Raw genomic sequence first — 15,112 nt, 5'->3', positions numbered from 1 at the left:
TCGGCCAGTGTTGACCTACTGACAGTTAACATTTGGAGAACCGGCTTGACCAGACCCAACTTACTATTCGGTCAGATCTGTCCGATTCTCATTCGTGCGCCGGCTGCGGAGCGCCGTTTATCAGCTCCGATGCCCACCCTGCGGTCCACTCCGTCGCGGTGATACCGCTGCCGTCGACGACGAAGGTGTTGTACTGCGCGTGCACCGGATTGCCCGCGGAGCTGGCCAACGAGGCCAAGCTGCCGGGGATGTTCACCGGGCTGAGCGCAGCGGGGGGGGCGGCACAGATCAGATCGCCGGGCGCGCAGATGTTGTTGACGCGATCCGTCAAGGAACCGAAGCCGTCCGGACGCGGTCCGGTCATGGTGATACCGGGAACTTTGAGACCCTTGAGCGCGACCTCGGCGCCGACACCGGGCGGGTTGGCGCCGACCGCAACGGCCTGGTCGGGAACGCGGCGGCCATCGGCGATGAGCGTCACGCCGAGTACCTGATCCGCGGGAACCGGGCCCTTGTCCGCACCGATCTGTGCGGCGATGTCACCGGCGATCACCGCGCCCTGCGAGAAGCCGACGATGACGAAGCTCGTCAGCGGGCAATTCGCGTGCATCCCGGCAAGCACATCGGTCGTCGCGTGCGTGCCGGCAGTGCGGCTGTTGTTGTAGGACTGCTGGCCATCGGGCGGGAACGCGATCGGGTTCGAGAACTGCGCGACGTACGGCACGGTGTACACGTCGACACGCGAGTCCGGGAACTGTTCGTTCAGTGGCACGGTGACGTTGTTCAGCAACGCGGCAGGGACCGCCGTCGGATTGCGCGGATCATCGTTGGGGCTTGACTCCCAGGTACCCGGGATCGCGACGAACTGCACATCGGGGCACGCCGCGGATTGCGTATCCGGCTTGGTGGGGCCCGGAAGCGGGCCCTCACCTGGCTTCGGCAGCCGACCGGCCGCGATGTACCAGATGATCACAATGAGGATCACCAGCAGCAACGCGGCCGCCAGCAGGCCGAGCACTATTGGAGTCTTGCGTCGGCGGCGATTTCGAACGGCACTCACAGGCAGTACGTGCTTTTCGCGACGTCGATGTAGATCTGTCCGGCCTCGGCGGGATCCATATCACCGCCGGTCAGACTCTGCTCGACACCCGCCATAGCCCCGACGTTGACGGCGATCGACTCGTCCGGCTCGCCGGCCTCCTGTGCTGCGCACACGTAGTTCGCGATCACGACGGCGCTCTCGCCGTTGCCGGAGTACTCGATGCCCTCGGACTTCAGCTCAGCCAGGTACTTCTTCTCCGCGTCACCCATCGGCGCGGCCTCGGGACCCGGGAAATCGCTCGGCATGGCCTGCGGGGTCTCCGGCGGCGCGGTCGCGGCCTCGCCGGGGCTCACCGGGATCGCGTCGGTTCCGGTGGCGTCGGCGGGCGGGGCGTCGGTCCCAATGGCGTCAGTACCGGTGGCCTCCGGTGCCGCAGACGATTCAGCCGCGGCGGTGGTGGACGAAGGTGACAGCGACGTCGGTGTGCTGGTCGCCGTTGAGTCGTCGCCACACGCGGTGAGCACACCAGCGGCAGCGACGGCCAGCGCGGCAAGCGAGACCGCGCGCAGGGTATTACGGGGCATCGAGGTTCCTATGCTTTCGGTTTCGTACAGGCTACAGACGCATCGCAAAGTGCCCGGTCAGACTTGGTATCCAGGCATTCCACACCTGACGGTGCCGAATTCCCGACGCACCCCTGCTCGCCGAGCAAGCAATTGTGCATGTCCGAGAGGGTCGGGCACCACTACTCCGCCTCGGGAGACGCACTGCGCGTCCGTCGCTAGCGCACGTCCGCCTTGCCGCCGATCAGCGTGATGTTGCCGAACTGGAAGTTCTGCTGCTTTCCGCCCGGGATGTCGAACTCGTCGCTGGTCGGGAAGCCGAGCTTGCCGTTTTCGAAGCCCACGCTGCGATACGCGTCGAAGAACGGCCCGTTGTGGACCGCCCAGGCCCCGGACAGCGGGCTCCAGTAGAGATTGCCGTTCTCGAACTGGTTGAACTTGCCGAAGTCCTTAAGCGACGCCTCGCTGGTGGTCGGGAAGCCGAGCCAGCTGTCCTCGAAGCCCATCTGGCCGTACTTGCCGAGGATCAGGCCCTGCACGGAGTGCGCGCCCGTTGCAGGGCTGTAGAACACGGTGCCGATCTGGAAGCCCTGTGACGCTCCGTCCTTGTTCGGCGTCTTGCGCTCGTCGCCGGTCGGGTAGCCGAGCGCACCGCGCTCGTGGCCCTGCCGGCCCCACTCCTCGAGCACGGCGCCGCGCACGGCATGCGCGCCCGTTTCCGGTGTCCAGTACGAGATTCCGTGCTCGAAGACCTGGAATCGGCCCTTGCCGTCGGGTGCCGCGAGTTCAAACCCGGCCGGCATCCCGAGCGCGCCGCCCGGGCCGCCCGCGGCCACGTAACCGCCGCCGATCCGGCCTGCGACCGGGTAGGTGCCGGTCACCGGCGAGTAGAACACCCGCCCGGAACGGAAGTCTTGTGCAATGCCACCGGGTATCTGGTATTCGCCGGTGAGGCAGTCACCGAGCCACTGATTGGCCGCGGCCGTGCCACCGATGGCCCCGCCGACCCCGCAGAGCGGCTTCTCGATCTGCGTGCCGATTGCGGTCGCCGCCTGTGGCCACGACTGACGCATCTCGAAGTCCCAGTACGGCCACGAGTGCGTGCCCGAGGGCCGGTAGTTGATCTGCGCCGGGATGGCGAGCTTGTTCAGCTTGGTCGCAAAGGTCTGGGAGGTGAGCCGCGACAGGATCTCGAGGCCCATGCCCGCGACGTTCGTACTGACCCCGGGGATCCCCATCGCCTGGTCGTAGGGGCCGGTCATCCCGCTGCCGCTGGAAACGTACAGGCTGATGTTCTTCAGCTTGTCTGCGAGCAGGTACGGGTCGTGTTCGGCCCACGCCGGGTTGGTCGGCAGCCCCCACATCGCCTCGGAGTCGAAACCGCCGGCATCGCCCATTGCGAACGAGATCGCCTGCGGCATACCGATAGACGTGGTGCTCAGGAAGCCGGAGTAGGACGCGGCGTAGCGCGCGAAACCAGGATTGCGCGCGGCAAGGAACATCGCCGAGGTGCCACCCATGGACAGCCCGGCGAGGCCGCGCACATTGGTGGTGCGCCATTGCGTCTCGAGCAGCGGCGGCAGTTCCTTGGTCAGGAACGTCTCCCACTGGTAGTTGACGCCGTTGTCCTTGGTGAGCCAGTCCGAATAGAAGCTGGACTGTCCGCCGATGGGCAGGATCACGTTGACGTTCTTCTCGGCGAAGAATGCCTCGGCCCCGGCATCGTGTGTCCAGCCGCTCTCGTTCTCCTGTGCTCGCAAACCGTCGAGCAGAAACAGGGCCGGGAACTTCGCGTCCGGCTTGGTGTTCCAGTCCCGGGCAAGCAGCAGCTGCACCTGGATCGGGGCGGACATCGACGGCGACACGATCCACAGCGCGACTCGACGGTCGGTGAGCCAGTCCATGCGCTGCACTGTGGCAACGCCTGGGGCCTGGGTGTGCGGCGTGGGCGCGGCGAGCGCCGGAGCTGCGGCCGCGGTGCCCGCGGTGAGCGCCAGGACGACCGCGGCGGTGAGCAGCCTGAGTGTGCGCGATCCGCGGATGCGCCGACCTTGACCCCGTCGCATGAGGTGCCTCGCTTCCTCCCGTAAACCGGGCGCGAGCAGCACTTTCGCCCGGGGATGAGCTATTTCTACCGTGATCCGGCACCGGAAGCCGGGAAGGCGCGCTGTGACGGCTGTGACAAATGTTGCGAAACCGGGATCGCAAAAGTCCGCCGCGGACCGTACGAACGCGTAGCGCAGCGGCCGAAATCATCACGCGTACACCACATGCGGAGACAGTTCGCTGTGTGCGGCACAAGATGGTGTGCCGCCGAATGCGGCTGGGCCTGCCGCGGGCAAAACGAGAAACGCCGCCCCGCACCCCGACGAATCGGGAGCGGGACGGCGTGTCGCTCTAGCTGGAGATCAGTGTGCGTTCAGCGCGTCCAGGATTCCCGGACGTGCCTTCCACAGCTCACCCTCCCAGTACTTCCAACCGTGCGTGCCGGTCAGCGGGAAGGAGAACTTGGCGGGGATCTTCAGGGTCGCCAGGCGGATCTGGAATGCCCGGGTGTTCACCTGAGCAAGCGCCTCGAGCGCGATCGCACTGCTGGTGTTGTAGACCCCGATAAGCGAGTTCGGGCGGTCGTACTTGCCCGGGATGCCGGTACCAGACGAGATGTACATCGGCAGGCCCTTGAGCTCCGGCGCGAACACGAACGGGTCGTTACGGAGCCACTGCTTGTTCCACGGCGGACCCCACATGGCGTCGACGTTGTAGCGACCGGCGTCGAGCATCGCGACGCGGATGGCCTCGCGCATGCCCGGAGCCGAGATGTTCAGGTAGCCGGAAAGCGAACCGGCGAACTTGAACTGATCGCGGTGGTGCGCGGCCAGCGTCAGAGCGGCACTGCCGCCCATCGACAGACCGACGACCGCGTTGTTGGCCTTCGAAATGCCCCAGCCTTCGAGGTATTCGGGCAGTTCCTTGGTCAGGAACGTCTCCCACTTGTAGGTGGTCTTCTGCCCGTTGAAGTTACTGGGCGAGTACCAGTCGGTGTAGAAGCTCGACTGGCCGCCGACCGGCATGATCAAGGAGACGTTGTCGTTCGCGAACTGCTGGAGCGCATTGGTCTCGAACGACCAGGCGTTCCTGTCGTTGCGCGCCCGCAGGCCATCGAGCAGGTAAAGCGCCGCGTTTCCCCCGCGAGCAGCCCACTGCACCTGAACCTTGATCGGCCCCATGCTCGACGGCACCTGAAGCTCGTCGTAGCCACCGCTCGGAGAACGATGTGCCGGTGTAGCGAGCGGCGCCGCTGTGGCAACCGCGCCGGCAGCAATCGGAACGATCATTGCAATGGCGCTCGCACCGAGCAGCCGCCGCTTCCAGTTGCCAGACGTTAGCCGGCTACCGAACCCCTTCGCGCCAAAAGGCATTGCTCTGTACTCACTTTCTGCTCTGCGACGTCGCACGTAGCAACGCGCACCCAAGCATGTCCCCCGAGACCCGAGCGTTACTCGAATAACGAATAGGTCACACAGATGCTGCGCTGGAACCCTATTCGACCAGGACCCATCGCGGCAACTCCTTAGCGAAAGTATCGGCAAGGAAGTTGTGTTACCAAATGGTTATCTAATCGCGATCAACCCGCGTTAGCCGACAACTGGGGTGACGCTGGGCACGTCGATCAGCCGATGTGAGCGCTCAGATCGGGGATCATCCGGTACAGCTCGGCCGCCCAGTAGCTCCACGAGTGAATCCCGACCGCAGGGAAGCTGTACACGACATTGTTGGCGCCGAGTGTGGCCATCCTCACTTGGAAGGCGCGGGTATTGAGCAGGGCAAAGGACTCGAGGCCCATGGCATTGACTACGTTGTAGACGTCCAGCAGACTGCCGATCCGATCATCGGAGCCGGGGAGGGCGCTGCCGGCCGAGATCCACAACCGGGTGTTGTTCTTGCGGAGGGTCGGCGCGAAGACGAACGGATCGTTGCGCAGCCAGGCGGAGTTCCACGGCGGGCCCCACATGCTGTCGATGTTGTAGCCGCCCGCATCGAGCATCGCGATGCGCATCAACTCGCGCATGCCGGGCGCCGAGATGTTCAGGTACCCGGAGTACGAACCCGCGTAGACGAACTGGTCCGGGTGGTAGGCCGCCAGCGCCAGAGCAGCGCTGCCGCCCATCGACAGGCCGAAGGCACCGTTGCGGTTGGGGTTGAACCCGAGCCGGTCGCGCAGCGCGAAGCGCAGGTCGCGGGTTATGAAGGTCTCCCATTTGTAGGTGACCCGCTGCCCGTTGAAGTTGCTGGGCGCATTCCAGTCGGAGTAGAAGCTCGACTCACCGCCGACCGGCATCACCACATTGATGTTCGCTCGCGTGAGCGCGTTGGCCGCGTCGGTCTCGATCTCCCAGCCATTGAGGTCGTTGCGGGCTCGCATGCCGTCGAGTGCGTAGACGACGCGGTTGGTGTTGCCGTCTGCAGCGCGGAAGATGCGGCTCTTGATCGGCCCCATGCTCGAGTTGACCCAGAAGTCGAAGCCCGTCGGCGTGAACCTGGCCGAGGCGACGCCGCCGCTGCCGGTCAGCGCGGCGGTGAGTGGCACCACCAGCACGAGCGCCAGCACCATCGTGAGCCACGTGAGCAGCCGTGCGGTCCTCCGCGGCGGCCCTACCGCCGTGTCATCGTGCGCGGACCTGCAACCGCCCTGAGCTTCACGCATGGACGAGCCTCCTCGATGCCGAAGCAGTCCGATCGCTACCGGACTGCTTCGGCGTATTCGGATACGACAGCCACCCGGATTGCATGGGGGCGGAACCTCGTTGTCACGTACCCGCGAGGCGCTGCCTCAAAGCACTGTGACCGCCGCATTCGCTGTTCGGTTGTCTTCTGGGTAATCGGTGCGCCAGCGAACCACGTTAGCGAAACAATCCTCGATACGTCGGGCGAAGCCGAAAGGTACAGGTCACCGCACCACAGGATGCGGGTCGCTCAGCGCGCGTTCTCCGGAATCGGATCCTCGAGTCCGCACAGCTCGATCGCATATTCCGGCACCCGATCGAAGCGGTACTCGGCGTACTCGAACGACCGCTTGACGTTGTTCTTGAACCGCTCCCACGTGAGGTCGCCGCGAGACGAATCGAGCATGTCCTGGGTCTCCGGGCAGGTCAGCGCGACCTCGGCCTGCTGCACCCAGTCCTCGTCGAAGTAGTACGGCAGCCAGGGATGCTGGTCGACCATGCCGGTGTCGGCGACGACCCAGTCCGCGAACAAGCTCTTGTCGTGCCCGATCCGGCCGTCCATCAGCCGGTCGGAATGCGCCGCGAGCGGGTAGGCCAATCCCATCGGGTCGATGACCCGCACGTCCAGCGGGACGTTCATGCTGGTCATACCCAGATTGAGGAAATACACGGTGTGCCCGGCGCCGCCCTCGGGAATCGGCAGCGGTGGCGGCACGACGTCCCAGTACATGTACGACGGGGTGTTGATCAGTAGTCCGCCGTCCGGCGTCCGTTCGATCGCGTCGACCATCGCCCGCATGCGCGGGTAGTCGAGATAGTCCTCGGCGCGGATCGGGTGGTCGTGGCCGGTGTTGAGCACGTAATAGGCGCGCTCGTCCACGATGCCGCTCCGGCCGATCGTGGTGCCGGTTGTCATGCCGGTGGTGTTCGAGGCGATGTAGGCCCAGCCGATCACGGCGAGGAAGGCGGCCAGCCCGACGAGCGCGGGCGCGTAGCTGCGGCCACGGCCGCGAGCGGCGACCGAGCTGCGCGCAGGCAGCCGAATGGGCAGCACCGCGACGGGCAGGATCAGGCAGAAAAGCACCGGCAGCAGCATCCGGCCGTGCATGAAGTCGCCACCGACACGCAGCGAGTACACCTGCAGGAGGAGGGCGCAGCCCAGGAACAGTGTGACGACCGCGCTCGGCGTGCGCAGCCAGGCCCGCAGCCGCAGCACCCGCGCCTGCCGCTGCCCGCTGTCGGGTGCGCTGTGCTTGTTGGACCGGCGGGCCGCCGGCTGGGCAGCCGCGGCACGCGCGGGCGTCCGGTTCCACACCGCGAGCAGCACTCCGGCGATTGCCAGGACAACCACGGGCACCCAGAGGAAGTACGGATCGACCAGGTTCCACAGGTAGCTGAAGCCCTGGTTCCACTTCGCGCCGGCGGCGTCCTTGGACACCGCGGTGTTCGGGTAGGGCAAGCCGTAGTAGCCCATCCGCCAGATCTGGTAGCCGACCGGGACCGCTCCGGCGATCACAACGAACAGGATGCGGGTCAGCCAGGGTCGTGCCATCGGCGAGAGGAACACCATCAGCAGCGCGGGCGCGGCCACCATGAGCATTTCGGGCCGAACCATCGGGCCCATACCCGCGACGAAACCGATCACCAGCAGGCCGGGCAGCTTCACGGACTCCGATTTGCTCCAGCGCACCAGCAACAGCCACAGGAGGGCGAGCCAGCAGATCACCAGGGCGCTTTCCAGCCCGGAGCTCGCGTAGTCGCGAGCTGGCGGGACCGCGACGTAGACCAGCGCGCCAGCGGGTACGAGCAATCCCGCCTTCGTGCCACCCCACAGCCGGCCCGCGCCCAGCATGGCCAGCACAATCGCAACGACTGAGAGGGTGAGCGTCAGGCCGAGCACCACGTACTCGAGCCGGGCCTGGGTCAGCCAGCTGAAGGCGAAGACGATGTACGTCCAGGCGGCGCTCGTATTGGTCTCGACGCGCTCGTCGATATTGAAAACCGGCCCATTGCCGGCAAGCAGATTGCGCACGGTGCGCAGCACGATCAGCCCGTCATCGGCGATCCAGCGCCGCTCCCATGCGCCAAGCAGGAAGACAAGCGCGGTCAGCGCAACGCCGACCGAGTAAACGACACGCGGCACCCAGCCTGGCAGCGCGCGGTCAGCAGCCGGGTCGACGGCGCCGTCAGGAGGCGACGCCGTCCTCTCGTCACGCGATATAGACAGCGACACCGACCACCCCGATCCAGGCAAGCGCGAGGAGCTGAAGCACCCGATCGCCGAAGGCGATCTCCTCGGGCTCGCCGGCAACGCCGCCGTCGACATCGACCGCGTAGCGCAGGATCGCGATGGTGAACGGGACCATCGAGATCGCAAAGAGCTCGGTGTCGCGAATCGCGTCCTGCTCGAATGCCCAGAGGCCGTAGAAAATGACCACCGCGGTTGCCGCGAGGGTCCAGATGAAGCGCAGGTAGGTCGGGGTGTAATTCTCCAGCGATTTGCGGATCTTCGCCCCGGTGTTGATCGCGAGCTGCAACTCGGCGTAGCGCTTACCGGCCGCCATGAACAGCGAACCGAACGCCATGATCAGCAGGAACCACTGGGACAGGGGGATTTCCGCGGCGACACCACCCGCGACGGCGCGCAGCAGGAAGCCCGACGACACGATGCAGATGTCGAGCACGGCCTGATGCTTGAGGCCGAAGCAGTAGGCGAGCTGGATACCGATATAGACCGCCATTGTCAGCGCCAGGTTCCAGTTCGCGAGAAACGACAGCGCGATTGAACCGGCCAGCAACGCGACCGCGATCCCGTAGGCGAGGTTGACCGGCAGCACACCGGCGGCGATCGGGCGGAACCGCTTGGTCGGGTGCGCCCGGTCGGCTTCGATGTCCATCGCGTCGTTGACCAGGTAGATGCCCGACGCGGCCATGCAGAAGACCACGAACGCGAGCGCGGTCGGCAGGAGCACGTCGACCTCGTTGACCACACCCGCCGCGAGCGGCGCGGCGAGCACGAGGACGTTCTTCACCCACTGACGCGGCCGCATCGCCTTGAAGATGGCAGCGGGAAGCGTCTTCGGCGGCCCCTGTACTGCGGCTTCCTCGAGATCGTGGGCCGTCGGCTCCTCGCTCATTTCGCTCCAAACTTCTTCTCGGCGGCCAGCACCGCCGCGGCCGATGCCGCGCCGAGAGCCGAACCCGCGAGCACGTCGGTCGGGTAGTGCACGCCCAGCACCATGCGCGATAGCAGCATCGGCGGGACGAGCATCGCAGGCAAGGGTAAACCGGTGAGCCGACCGATCAACACGGCAGCCGCTGTCGTCGAGGTCGCGTGTGAGGAAGGGAAGCTCAGCTTGCTCGGCGTCGAGACGTTCACCTGCACCGATGGGTGATTCGGCCGGGGGCGGCGGACAACCCGCTTGATCACGATCGACGCGGCGTGTGCACCGACGGCGCCAACCGCAACGCCCGCCCATTGCCGGCGGCGCGGGCGGTCGAGCACATAACCGGCGGCCGCGATCCCGACCCAGCCGAGCGCGTGCTCACCGAAGTGGGACATGCCCCGCGCGGCCTTGATGACGTTGGGGTGCGCGCCGAGTCCGGACTGCACAGCGTTGAGGATTGCCACCTCTCCCGCGACGGGCGGGATCGTGACCGTGTGGTCACCGTGACCATCCGCCGAAACCAGGCCCAATTTGGGCGATCCGCCCGCAGCCTCAGATGCCGAATGCATCTTCCCACCTCTCCTTGCTGGTCAGCGTGGGGTGTGCGGCCCGGTACGCGCGCTTCAGCTCGGGGAAGCGCTGAGCGAGTTCGCGGCGCAACCGCAGCGCCTCACGCAGCAGCTCGACAGCCTTGCGCGGACTGCGCTTGCGGAACACCACGCCGCGACCGTCCGCGGTGGTGACGGTGACGCCGTCCACCTGCGACAGCAGGTACCAGCGCGCGTCCAGCGTCGGCACGTTGAGCTGCGGATGCTCGTGGTGGACCGGGTCGGCGGCCTTGAAGTTGTGCACGATGCCCTTGCCGAGCCGCGCGACTTTCGCAATCGGGTTGGCCGGCTCACCGACCGCGCCGACACCCGCGCCGGAAGCCAGCGGCAGGTCCGTCGACGAACCGATCACCACCGCGTCCGGGTACTGCTTGCGCAGGTCGTGCACGGCGCCGAGCGCGCTTGGCAGCAGCTCGAACAGCCGGTCCGGACCGGCCAGGAAGTCGGCGATCGCGAGGTTCTGGATCGCCACGGTCGAGTACTCGAGGCACAGCAGGTGCTTGAACGTGGCCTTGACCGTGTCGAGCACCAGTCCCCGGCCGTTGCCGCCCATGTACAGCGAGGCGACCACAAGTCGGTTGCGCAGGTGGAAATACGCCTGCCAATCGATCGCGTCGTCCTTGTCGCTCCACGCCATATGCCAGATCGCGGCACCGGGCATGGTGATCGTCGGGTAGCCGTGCTCGCGAGCGCGCAGGCCGTACTCCGCGTCGTCCCACTTGATGAACAGCGGGAGCGGCTGGCCCAGTTCCTCGGCGACGACACGCGGGATCATGCACATCCACCAGCCGTTGAAGTCGACGTCGATACGCCGATGCAGCAGCTTGGAGTTGTCCCGGTCCCGCAACGGGTACTTCGCGAAGTCGTGGTCGTACTCGACGTTGGGCGCTGCCGACCACATGAATCGGCCGCGGTCCACGACCTCACCCATGGTGTGCAGGTGGCTGCGCTCCTGCAGGTTCAGCATCTGCCCGCCGACCAGCGTCGGCTTCTTCGCGAATCGCGACATCGCCAGCGCGCGCAGGATCGAATCCGGTTCGATCTCGATGTCGTCGTCCATGTACAGGATGTGTTCGGAGGCCGTCGTCTTCAGCGCCTCGTACATGACCCGGCTGTAGCCGCCGGAACCACCGAGGTTGGGCTGGTCGTGGATGGCAAGTCGGTCGCCGAGCGCGGCCGCGGCTTCGGTGAAGCCCGCCTCGTCGCGGACCTTGCGGGTGCCCTGGTCCGGGATGATGACCGCATCGATGCGCTCGAGGACCAGCGGGTCGGACGCGAGCGCGACCAGCGCCTTCACGCAATCGGTGGGACGGTTGAAGGTCGGGATGCCGACCGCGATACGCCCGGACCCCGGTGCGTCGCTGGTCGCGAACCAGCCTGCGCTGATCAACTCGACGTCGGTGTCGGTGGTGATGTCGAACCAGATCCAGCCGCCGTCCTCGAACGGGGCGAGGGTGACCTCGAATTCGAGCTTCGCCGTGCCTGCGTCAAATTCACGTCCCTCGACGTGGATCCGCGACGAGTCCGCCTTGGAGCGGTACACGTCGACGCGGCCGTGGCCGGTCAGTTCCAAGCGCAGCACTACGGAGGTCAGCACGCTCCACCGGCGCCAGTAGCTGGCCGGGAACGCGTTGAAGTAGGTGCAGAACGACGCCTCGGACTCGGCGCCGATCGACAGCGACGTACGCGAGGTGGCATGCGCCCGCCGCGCGTTCGTGATCGCTTCCTCGAGATAGAGGGTGCGCACATCGAGCGGCTCGCCCGGCCGCGGCAGGATGACGCGCTGCAGCAGCGCCTTTCCGCGCAGGTTCTCCTCAACCACCGATTCGACCTCCTCCAGCAGGTGCTTCGGGGTCACGCGCCCTTCCCGTTCTCGTGCAGCGGTTCGCCCGTCTCCAGGTGCGGGGCCAGCACGTTGTCGTACATGCTCAGCGCGCTCGCAATGGCCATGTGCATATCGAGGTACTGGTAGGTGCCCAGGCGGCCACCGAAGAGCACCCTCGCCTCCGCGGTCTCGCGCTTCGCCCGCTCGCGGTACGCGGCGAGCTTGTCGCGGTCCTCGGGGGTGTTGATCGGGTAGTACGGCTCGTCGCCGGTCTGCGCGAAGCGGGAGAACTCGCGCATGATGACCGTCTTATCGGTCGGGTAGTCGCGCTCCGGGTGGAAATGGCGCGGCTCGATGATCCGGGTGTACGGCGCGTCCGCGTCGTTGTAGTTCATCACCGAGGTGCCCTGGAAGTCGCCGGTATCGAGGACCTCGGTCTCGAAATCGATGGTGCGCCAGCCCAGTTCGCCCTCGGCGTAGTCGAAGTACGCGTCGAGCGGGCCGGTGTAGACGACCGGCGCGTCCGGGCTCTGCGCACGCAACTCGTCACGCACATCGAACCAGTCGGTGTTCAGCCGTACGTCGATGAGATCCGACGCCGCCATGTTTTCCAGCCACTTCGTGTAGCCCTCCTTGGGAAGGCCCTCGTAGTCGTCGTTGAAGTAACGGTTGTCGAAGGTGTAGCGCACCGGCAGGCGGGTGATGTTGCCTGCGGGCAGTTCCTTCGGGTCGGTCTGCCACTGCTTGGCGGTGTAGTCGCGGATGAACGCCTCGTAGAGCGGGCGGCCGATCAGCGAGATCGCCTTCTCCTCGAGGTTCTGCGCGTCACCGGTCTCGATCTCGGCGGACTGCTCGGCAATCAGCGCCTTGGCCTCGTCGGGGGTGAAGTATCGGCCGAAGAACTGCGAGATCAGGCCGAGCCCCATCGGGAACTGGTAGGACTGCCCCTTGTGCAGCGCGAACACGCGGTGCTGGTAGCCCGTGAATTCGGTGAACTGCGTGACGTAGTCCCACACCCGCTTGTTCGAGGTGTGGAACAGATGCGCGCCGTACTTGTGAATCTCGATGCCGGTCTCGGGCTCGGGCTCGGAGTACGCGTTGCCACCGAGGTGGTAGCGGCGGTCGAGGACAAGCACCCGCTTGCCCAGCTGGGAGGCGACGCGCTCGGCAATCGTCAGTCCGAAGAAGCCGGAGCCAACGACGATCAAATCGTACTGGCCGGGGGTCGTCTTACCAGGGGACACAGCATTCACGGGTCCCCAGGGTATCGGATGCCGCCGCTGGTTCCTGTAAGGCACATCACCGCTGGTCCGAGCGGTTGCACCGAACCCCGGCGTGTCGCACGCGTTCTGGCGCGTCCGGCCGCGTTCCGGCCGAATGGGAGCGCCCTTCGCGAACGTCAGGTCAGGTGCTCCAGCGCGTAAGCAACCATCGCATCGCGCACGAACTCCGTCGTCCCCTCGCCGTGCACGTCGTAGTTCGCCCGGAACCGCGGATCGGCGACGTACATCTCGCCGAGTCCGGTGAACGCCTCGGCTGTCGGCCGGCGACCCTGCCAGCCGAGTGCGATCCAGTCGTAGTGACGCTGCGCGATCGCGAGCACCTCCGCGCTGTCGGGCGCAAGGCCGGCGCGGTGGGCGGTGCCGTACTCGGCGGCGATGTCGAGGTGGCGCTGCCCGAAGTCCTGCTTGTCCTGCTCGGACATCGACCGCCACCATTTGTCGCCGCTCTCGTAGGCATCGCGGCCCCAGCGCTCGATCACCTCGTCGCGGTACTGGGTGTGGTCGAAACCGTCGAATACCTCGTCGGCCATGAGTGGTTGTCCTTCCTCGGTCTTGCGCAGCGTGGTCTGCACGGATGCGATCTGCCGGGCGATCCGCTCCTGCTGATTGCGCAGCAGGTCGAGATGGGTGCGCAGGGCGACCGCAGGATCGTGCTCGCCGCGCAGGACATCACCGATAGTGCGCAGCGGCAGTCCCAGCTCACGCAGCAGCAGGATGCGTTGCAGCTGCACCAGCGCCTCCGGCCCGTAGTAGCGGTAACCGTTCGCGCCGGTGCGGATCGGTTCGAGCAGGCCCAGGTCGCCGTAGTGGCGCAGGGCCCGGCTCGTGGTGCCCGACGCCCGCGCCAGCTCGTTGATCGACCATTCGCTCGGCATGCATCCAGCGTGCAACTTGACGTTGCGTCAATGTCAAGTGCTTTCGTGGCTCCGGTCGTCAGTTCAGGAGAACCTTCGCCACCAGGGCTCGGTGGTCCGCACCGGGCAACCTGACGGTCTGCACCGCAATCGCGCGGCCGTTGGCGAGCAGGATGTGGTCGATACCGACGAGCGGCGGCCAGCGCTTGTCAGTCGGGTAGGTGACCAGATGCCCGGCGCCCGCCTGTTCGGCAGCATCGCCGAAACGGCCGGCGACCATCGCGCGGTACTGCGCATGGTCGTAGGTCGCGTTGAAATCGCCGCCGACGATCACCGGGCGATTCGTCGGCGCCCGGTCGAGAATGCCGTTCAGCCGGGACAACTCGTCGGCCCAGACCTCTGTGCCGTATACGGGCGGCACCGGATGGAATGCGTACACCGTGACCGGTCCGGTCTCCGGGATATTCGCCGTCGCCGAGAGCTGGTTCAGCACGAATCCGTCGTACTCAACCGTGTCCGACAGCGGGTACCGGCTCCAGATTCCAGTCCCTGCCGCGGTTCTGCCCGGGGAGATATACCGGTACGGCAGCAACCGGTCGAGCCCCGCACGGCCGAGACCGTCGACCGTCGACGGCGTGAGCTCGTTGACCGTGAGCACTTCGATCTTGTGCGCCCGCACCTGATTGACCAGCGTCTGCAGGTCGGCTCCGTCGAAGAGCAGATTGGCCTGCATCACCATCACTGCCCGGCCGCCCTCGTTGTCCGGGTGACTGACATACAGAGGAAGTTGCGTCCATGCTGCGGCGGCTATGACCACGACGGCGACCCCGACACCAATCCAACGTCGCAGGGCCACAAACAACGCCAGCCCAACCACCGCGGCGACCATGAGATACGGCGCAATCGAAGCGGCCAGCACCAACGTGTGCGCCGACGACCCACTGAAGTGCAACGCGATTCCTGCAGCTCCCGTCAGCGTCGCAAGGCAAGCGAGAAGAGCCAGACCGACCGAGATCACATCGACATCATGCTCGACGCCGAACCTA

12 protein-coding genes are annotated in these 15,112 nt (G+C 66.2%); all 12 read right to left on the bottom strand.

Annotation, left to right across the window (positions count from 1 at the left end):
- Nucleotides 1-88: 88 nt before the first annotated feature.
- Nucleotides 89-1,018 carry a cutinase family protein gene (locus tag A8G08_RS08235; RefSeq protein ID WP_281182136.1) on the bottom strand — a complete coding sequence of 310 codons (930 nt, stop codon included), beginning with the start codon at nt 1,016-1,018 and terminating at the stop codon, nt 89-91.
- Nucleotides 1,019-1,056: 38 nt separating this feature from the next.
- Nucleotides 1,057-1,626, bottom strand: coding sequence for a DUF732 domain-containing protein (locus A8G08_RS08230; protein ID WP_068272571.1), 570 nt, complete (start codon nt 1,624-1,626; stop codon nt 1,057-1,059).
- Between the two features lie 197 nt (nt 1,627-1,823).
- Nucleotides 1,824-3,671, bottom strand: a complete 1,848-nt coding sequence (locus A8G08_RS08225) for an alpha/beta hydrolase-fold protein (RefSeq protein ID WP_068272565.1) — start codon at nt 3,669-3,671, stop codon at nt 1,824-1,826.
- Nucleotides 3,672-4,013: 342 nt separating this feature from the next.
- Entirely contained in the window at nt 4,014-5,024 is a 1,011-nt protein-coding gene (locus A8G08_RS08220; RefSeq protein WP_084436036.1) for an alpha/beta hydrolase, read from the bottom strand.
- Nucleotides 5,025-5,275: 251 nt separating this feature from the next.
- A complete protein-coding gene (locus tag A8G08_RS08215) occupies nt 5,276-6,310 on the bottom strand; it encodes an alpha/beta hydrolase (RefSeq protein WP_425394538.1) in 1,035 nt (344 codons plus the stop codon).
- A 269-nt stretch (nt 6,311-6,579) separates the two neighbouring features.
- A complete protein-coding gene (locus A8G08_RS08210; RefSeq protein WP_425394537.1) occupies nt 6,580-8,562 on the bottom strand; it encodes an arabinofuranosyltransferase AftB family protein in 1,983 nt (660 codons plus the stop codon).
- Nucleotides 8,540-9,466, bottom strand: coding sequence for a decaprenyl-phosphate phosphoribosyltransferase (locus tag A8G08_RS08205; RefSeq protein ID WP_068272561.1), 927 nt, complete (start codon nt 9,464-9,466; stop codon nt 8,540-8,542). The genes A8G08_RS08210 and A8G08_RS08205 overlap by 23 nt, the downstream gene beginning before the upstream one ends.
- Nucleotides 9,463-9,981, bottom strand: coding sequence for a phosphatase PAP2 family protein (locus A8G08_RS08200; RefSeq protein WP_245672733.1), 519 nt, complete (start codon nt 9,979-9,981; stop codon nt 9,463-9,465). The genes A8G08_RS08205 and A8G08_RS08200 overlap by 4 nt, the downstream gene beginning before the upstream one ends.
- A gap of 67 nt (nt 9,982-10,048) precedes the next feature.
- A complete protein-coding gene (locus A8G08_RS08195) occupies nt 10,049-11,962 on the bottom strand; it encodes a glycosyltransferase (RefSeq protein WP_068272558.1) in 1,914 nt (637 codons plus the stop codon).
- On the bottom strand, nt 11,959-13,182 hold the full coding sequence (gene glf, locus A8G08_RS08190; RefSeq protein ID WP_068272557.1) for a UDP-galactopyranose mutase: 1,224 nt from the start codon (nt 13,180-13,182) through the stop codon (nt 11,959-11,961). Before glf ends, A8G08_RS08195 begins: the two co-directional genes overlap by 4 nt.
- A gap of 146 nt (nt 13,183-13,328) precedes the next feature.
- The gene (locus tag A8G08_RS08185; protein ID WP_068272556.1) at nt 13,329-14,087 is read right to left on the bottom strand and encodes a MerR family transcriptional regulator; all 759 of its coding nucleotides are present in this window, start codon (nt 14,085-14,087) and stop codon (nt 13,329-13,331) included.
- 58 nt (nt 14,088-14,145) lie between these two features.
- On the bottom strand, nt 14,146-15,084 hold the full coding sequence (locus tag A8G08_RS08180; protein ID WP_157108463.1) for an endonuclease/exonuclease/phosphatase family protein: 939 nt from the start codon (nt 15,082-15,084) through the stop codon (nt 14,146-14,148).
- Nucleotides 15,085-15,112: the final 28 nt, after the last annotated feature.

It is taken from the genome of Aldersonia kunmingensis (assembly GCF_001646865.1).
GTDB classification, from domain to species: Bacteria; Actinomycetota; Actinomycetes; order Mycobacteriales; family Mycobacteriaceae; genus Aldersonia; species Aldersonia kunmingensis.
The sequence above is the reverse complement of the archived record's forward strand: the minus strand, read 5'-3'. Positions and strand labels throughout refer to the sequence as shown.

Bases quoted from the DNA above. Each gene is read 5' to 3' on its own strand.
- A8G08_RS08230 (WP_068272571.1), bottom strand. From the start codon at position 1,626: ATGCCCCGTAATACCCTGCGCGCGGTCTCGCTTGCCGCGCTGGCCGTC.
- A8G08_RS08225 (WP_068272565.1), bottom strand. From the start codon at position 3,671: ATGCGACGGGGTCAAGGTCGGCGCATCCGCGGATCGCGCACACTCAGG.
- A8G08_RS08220 (WP_084436036.1), bottom strand. From the start codon at position 5,024: ATGCCTTTTGGCGCGAAGGGGTTCGGTAGCCGGCTAACGTCTGGCAAC.
- A8G08_RS08215 (WP_425394538.1), bottom strand. From the start codon at position 6,310: ATGCGTGAAGCTCAGGGCGGTTGCAGGTCCGCGCACGATGACACGGCG.
- A8G08_RS08205 (WP_068272561.1), bottom strand. From the start codon at position 9,466: ATGAGCGAGGAGCCGACGGCCCACGATCTCGAGGAAGCCGCAGTACAG.
- A8G08_RS08185 (WP_068272556.1), bottom strand. From the start codon at position 14,087: ATGCCGAGCGAATGGTCGATCAACGAGCTGGCGCGGGCGTCGGGCACC.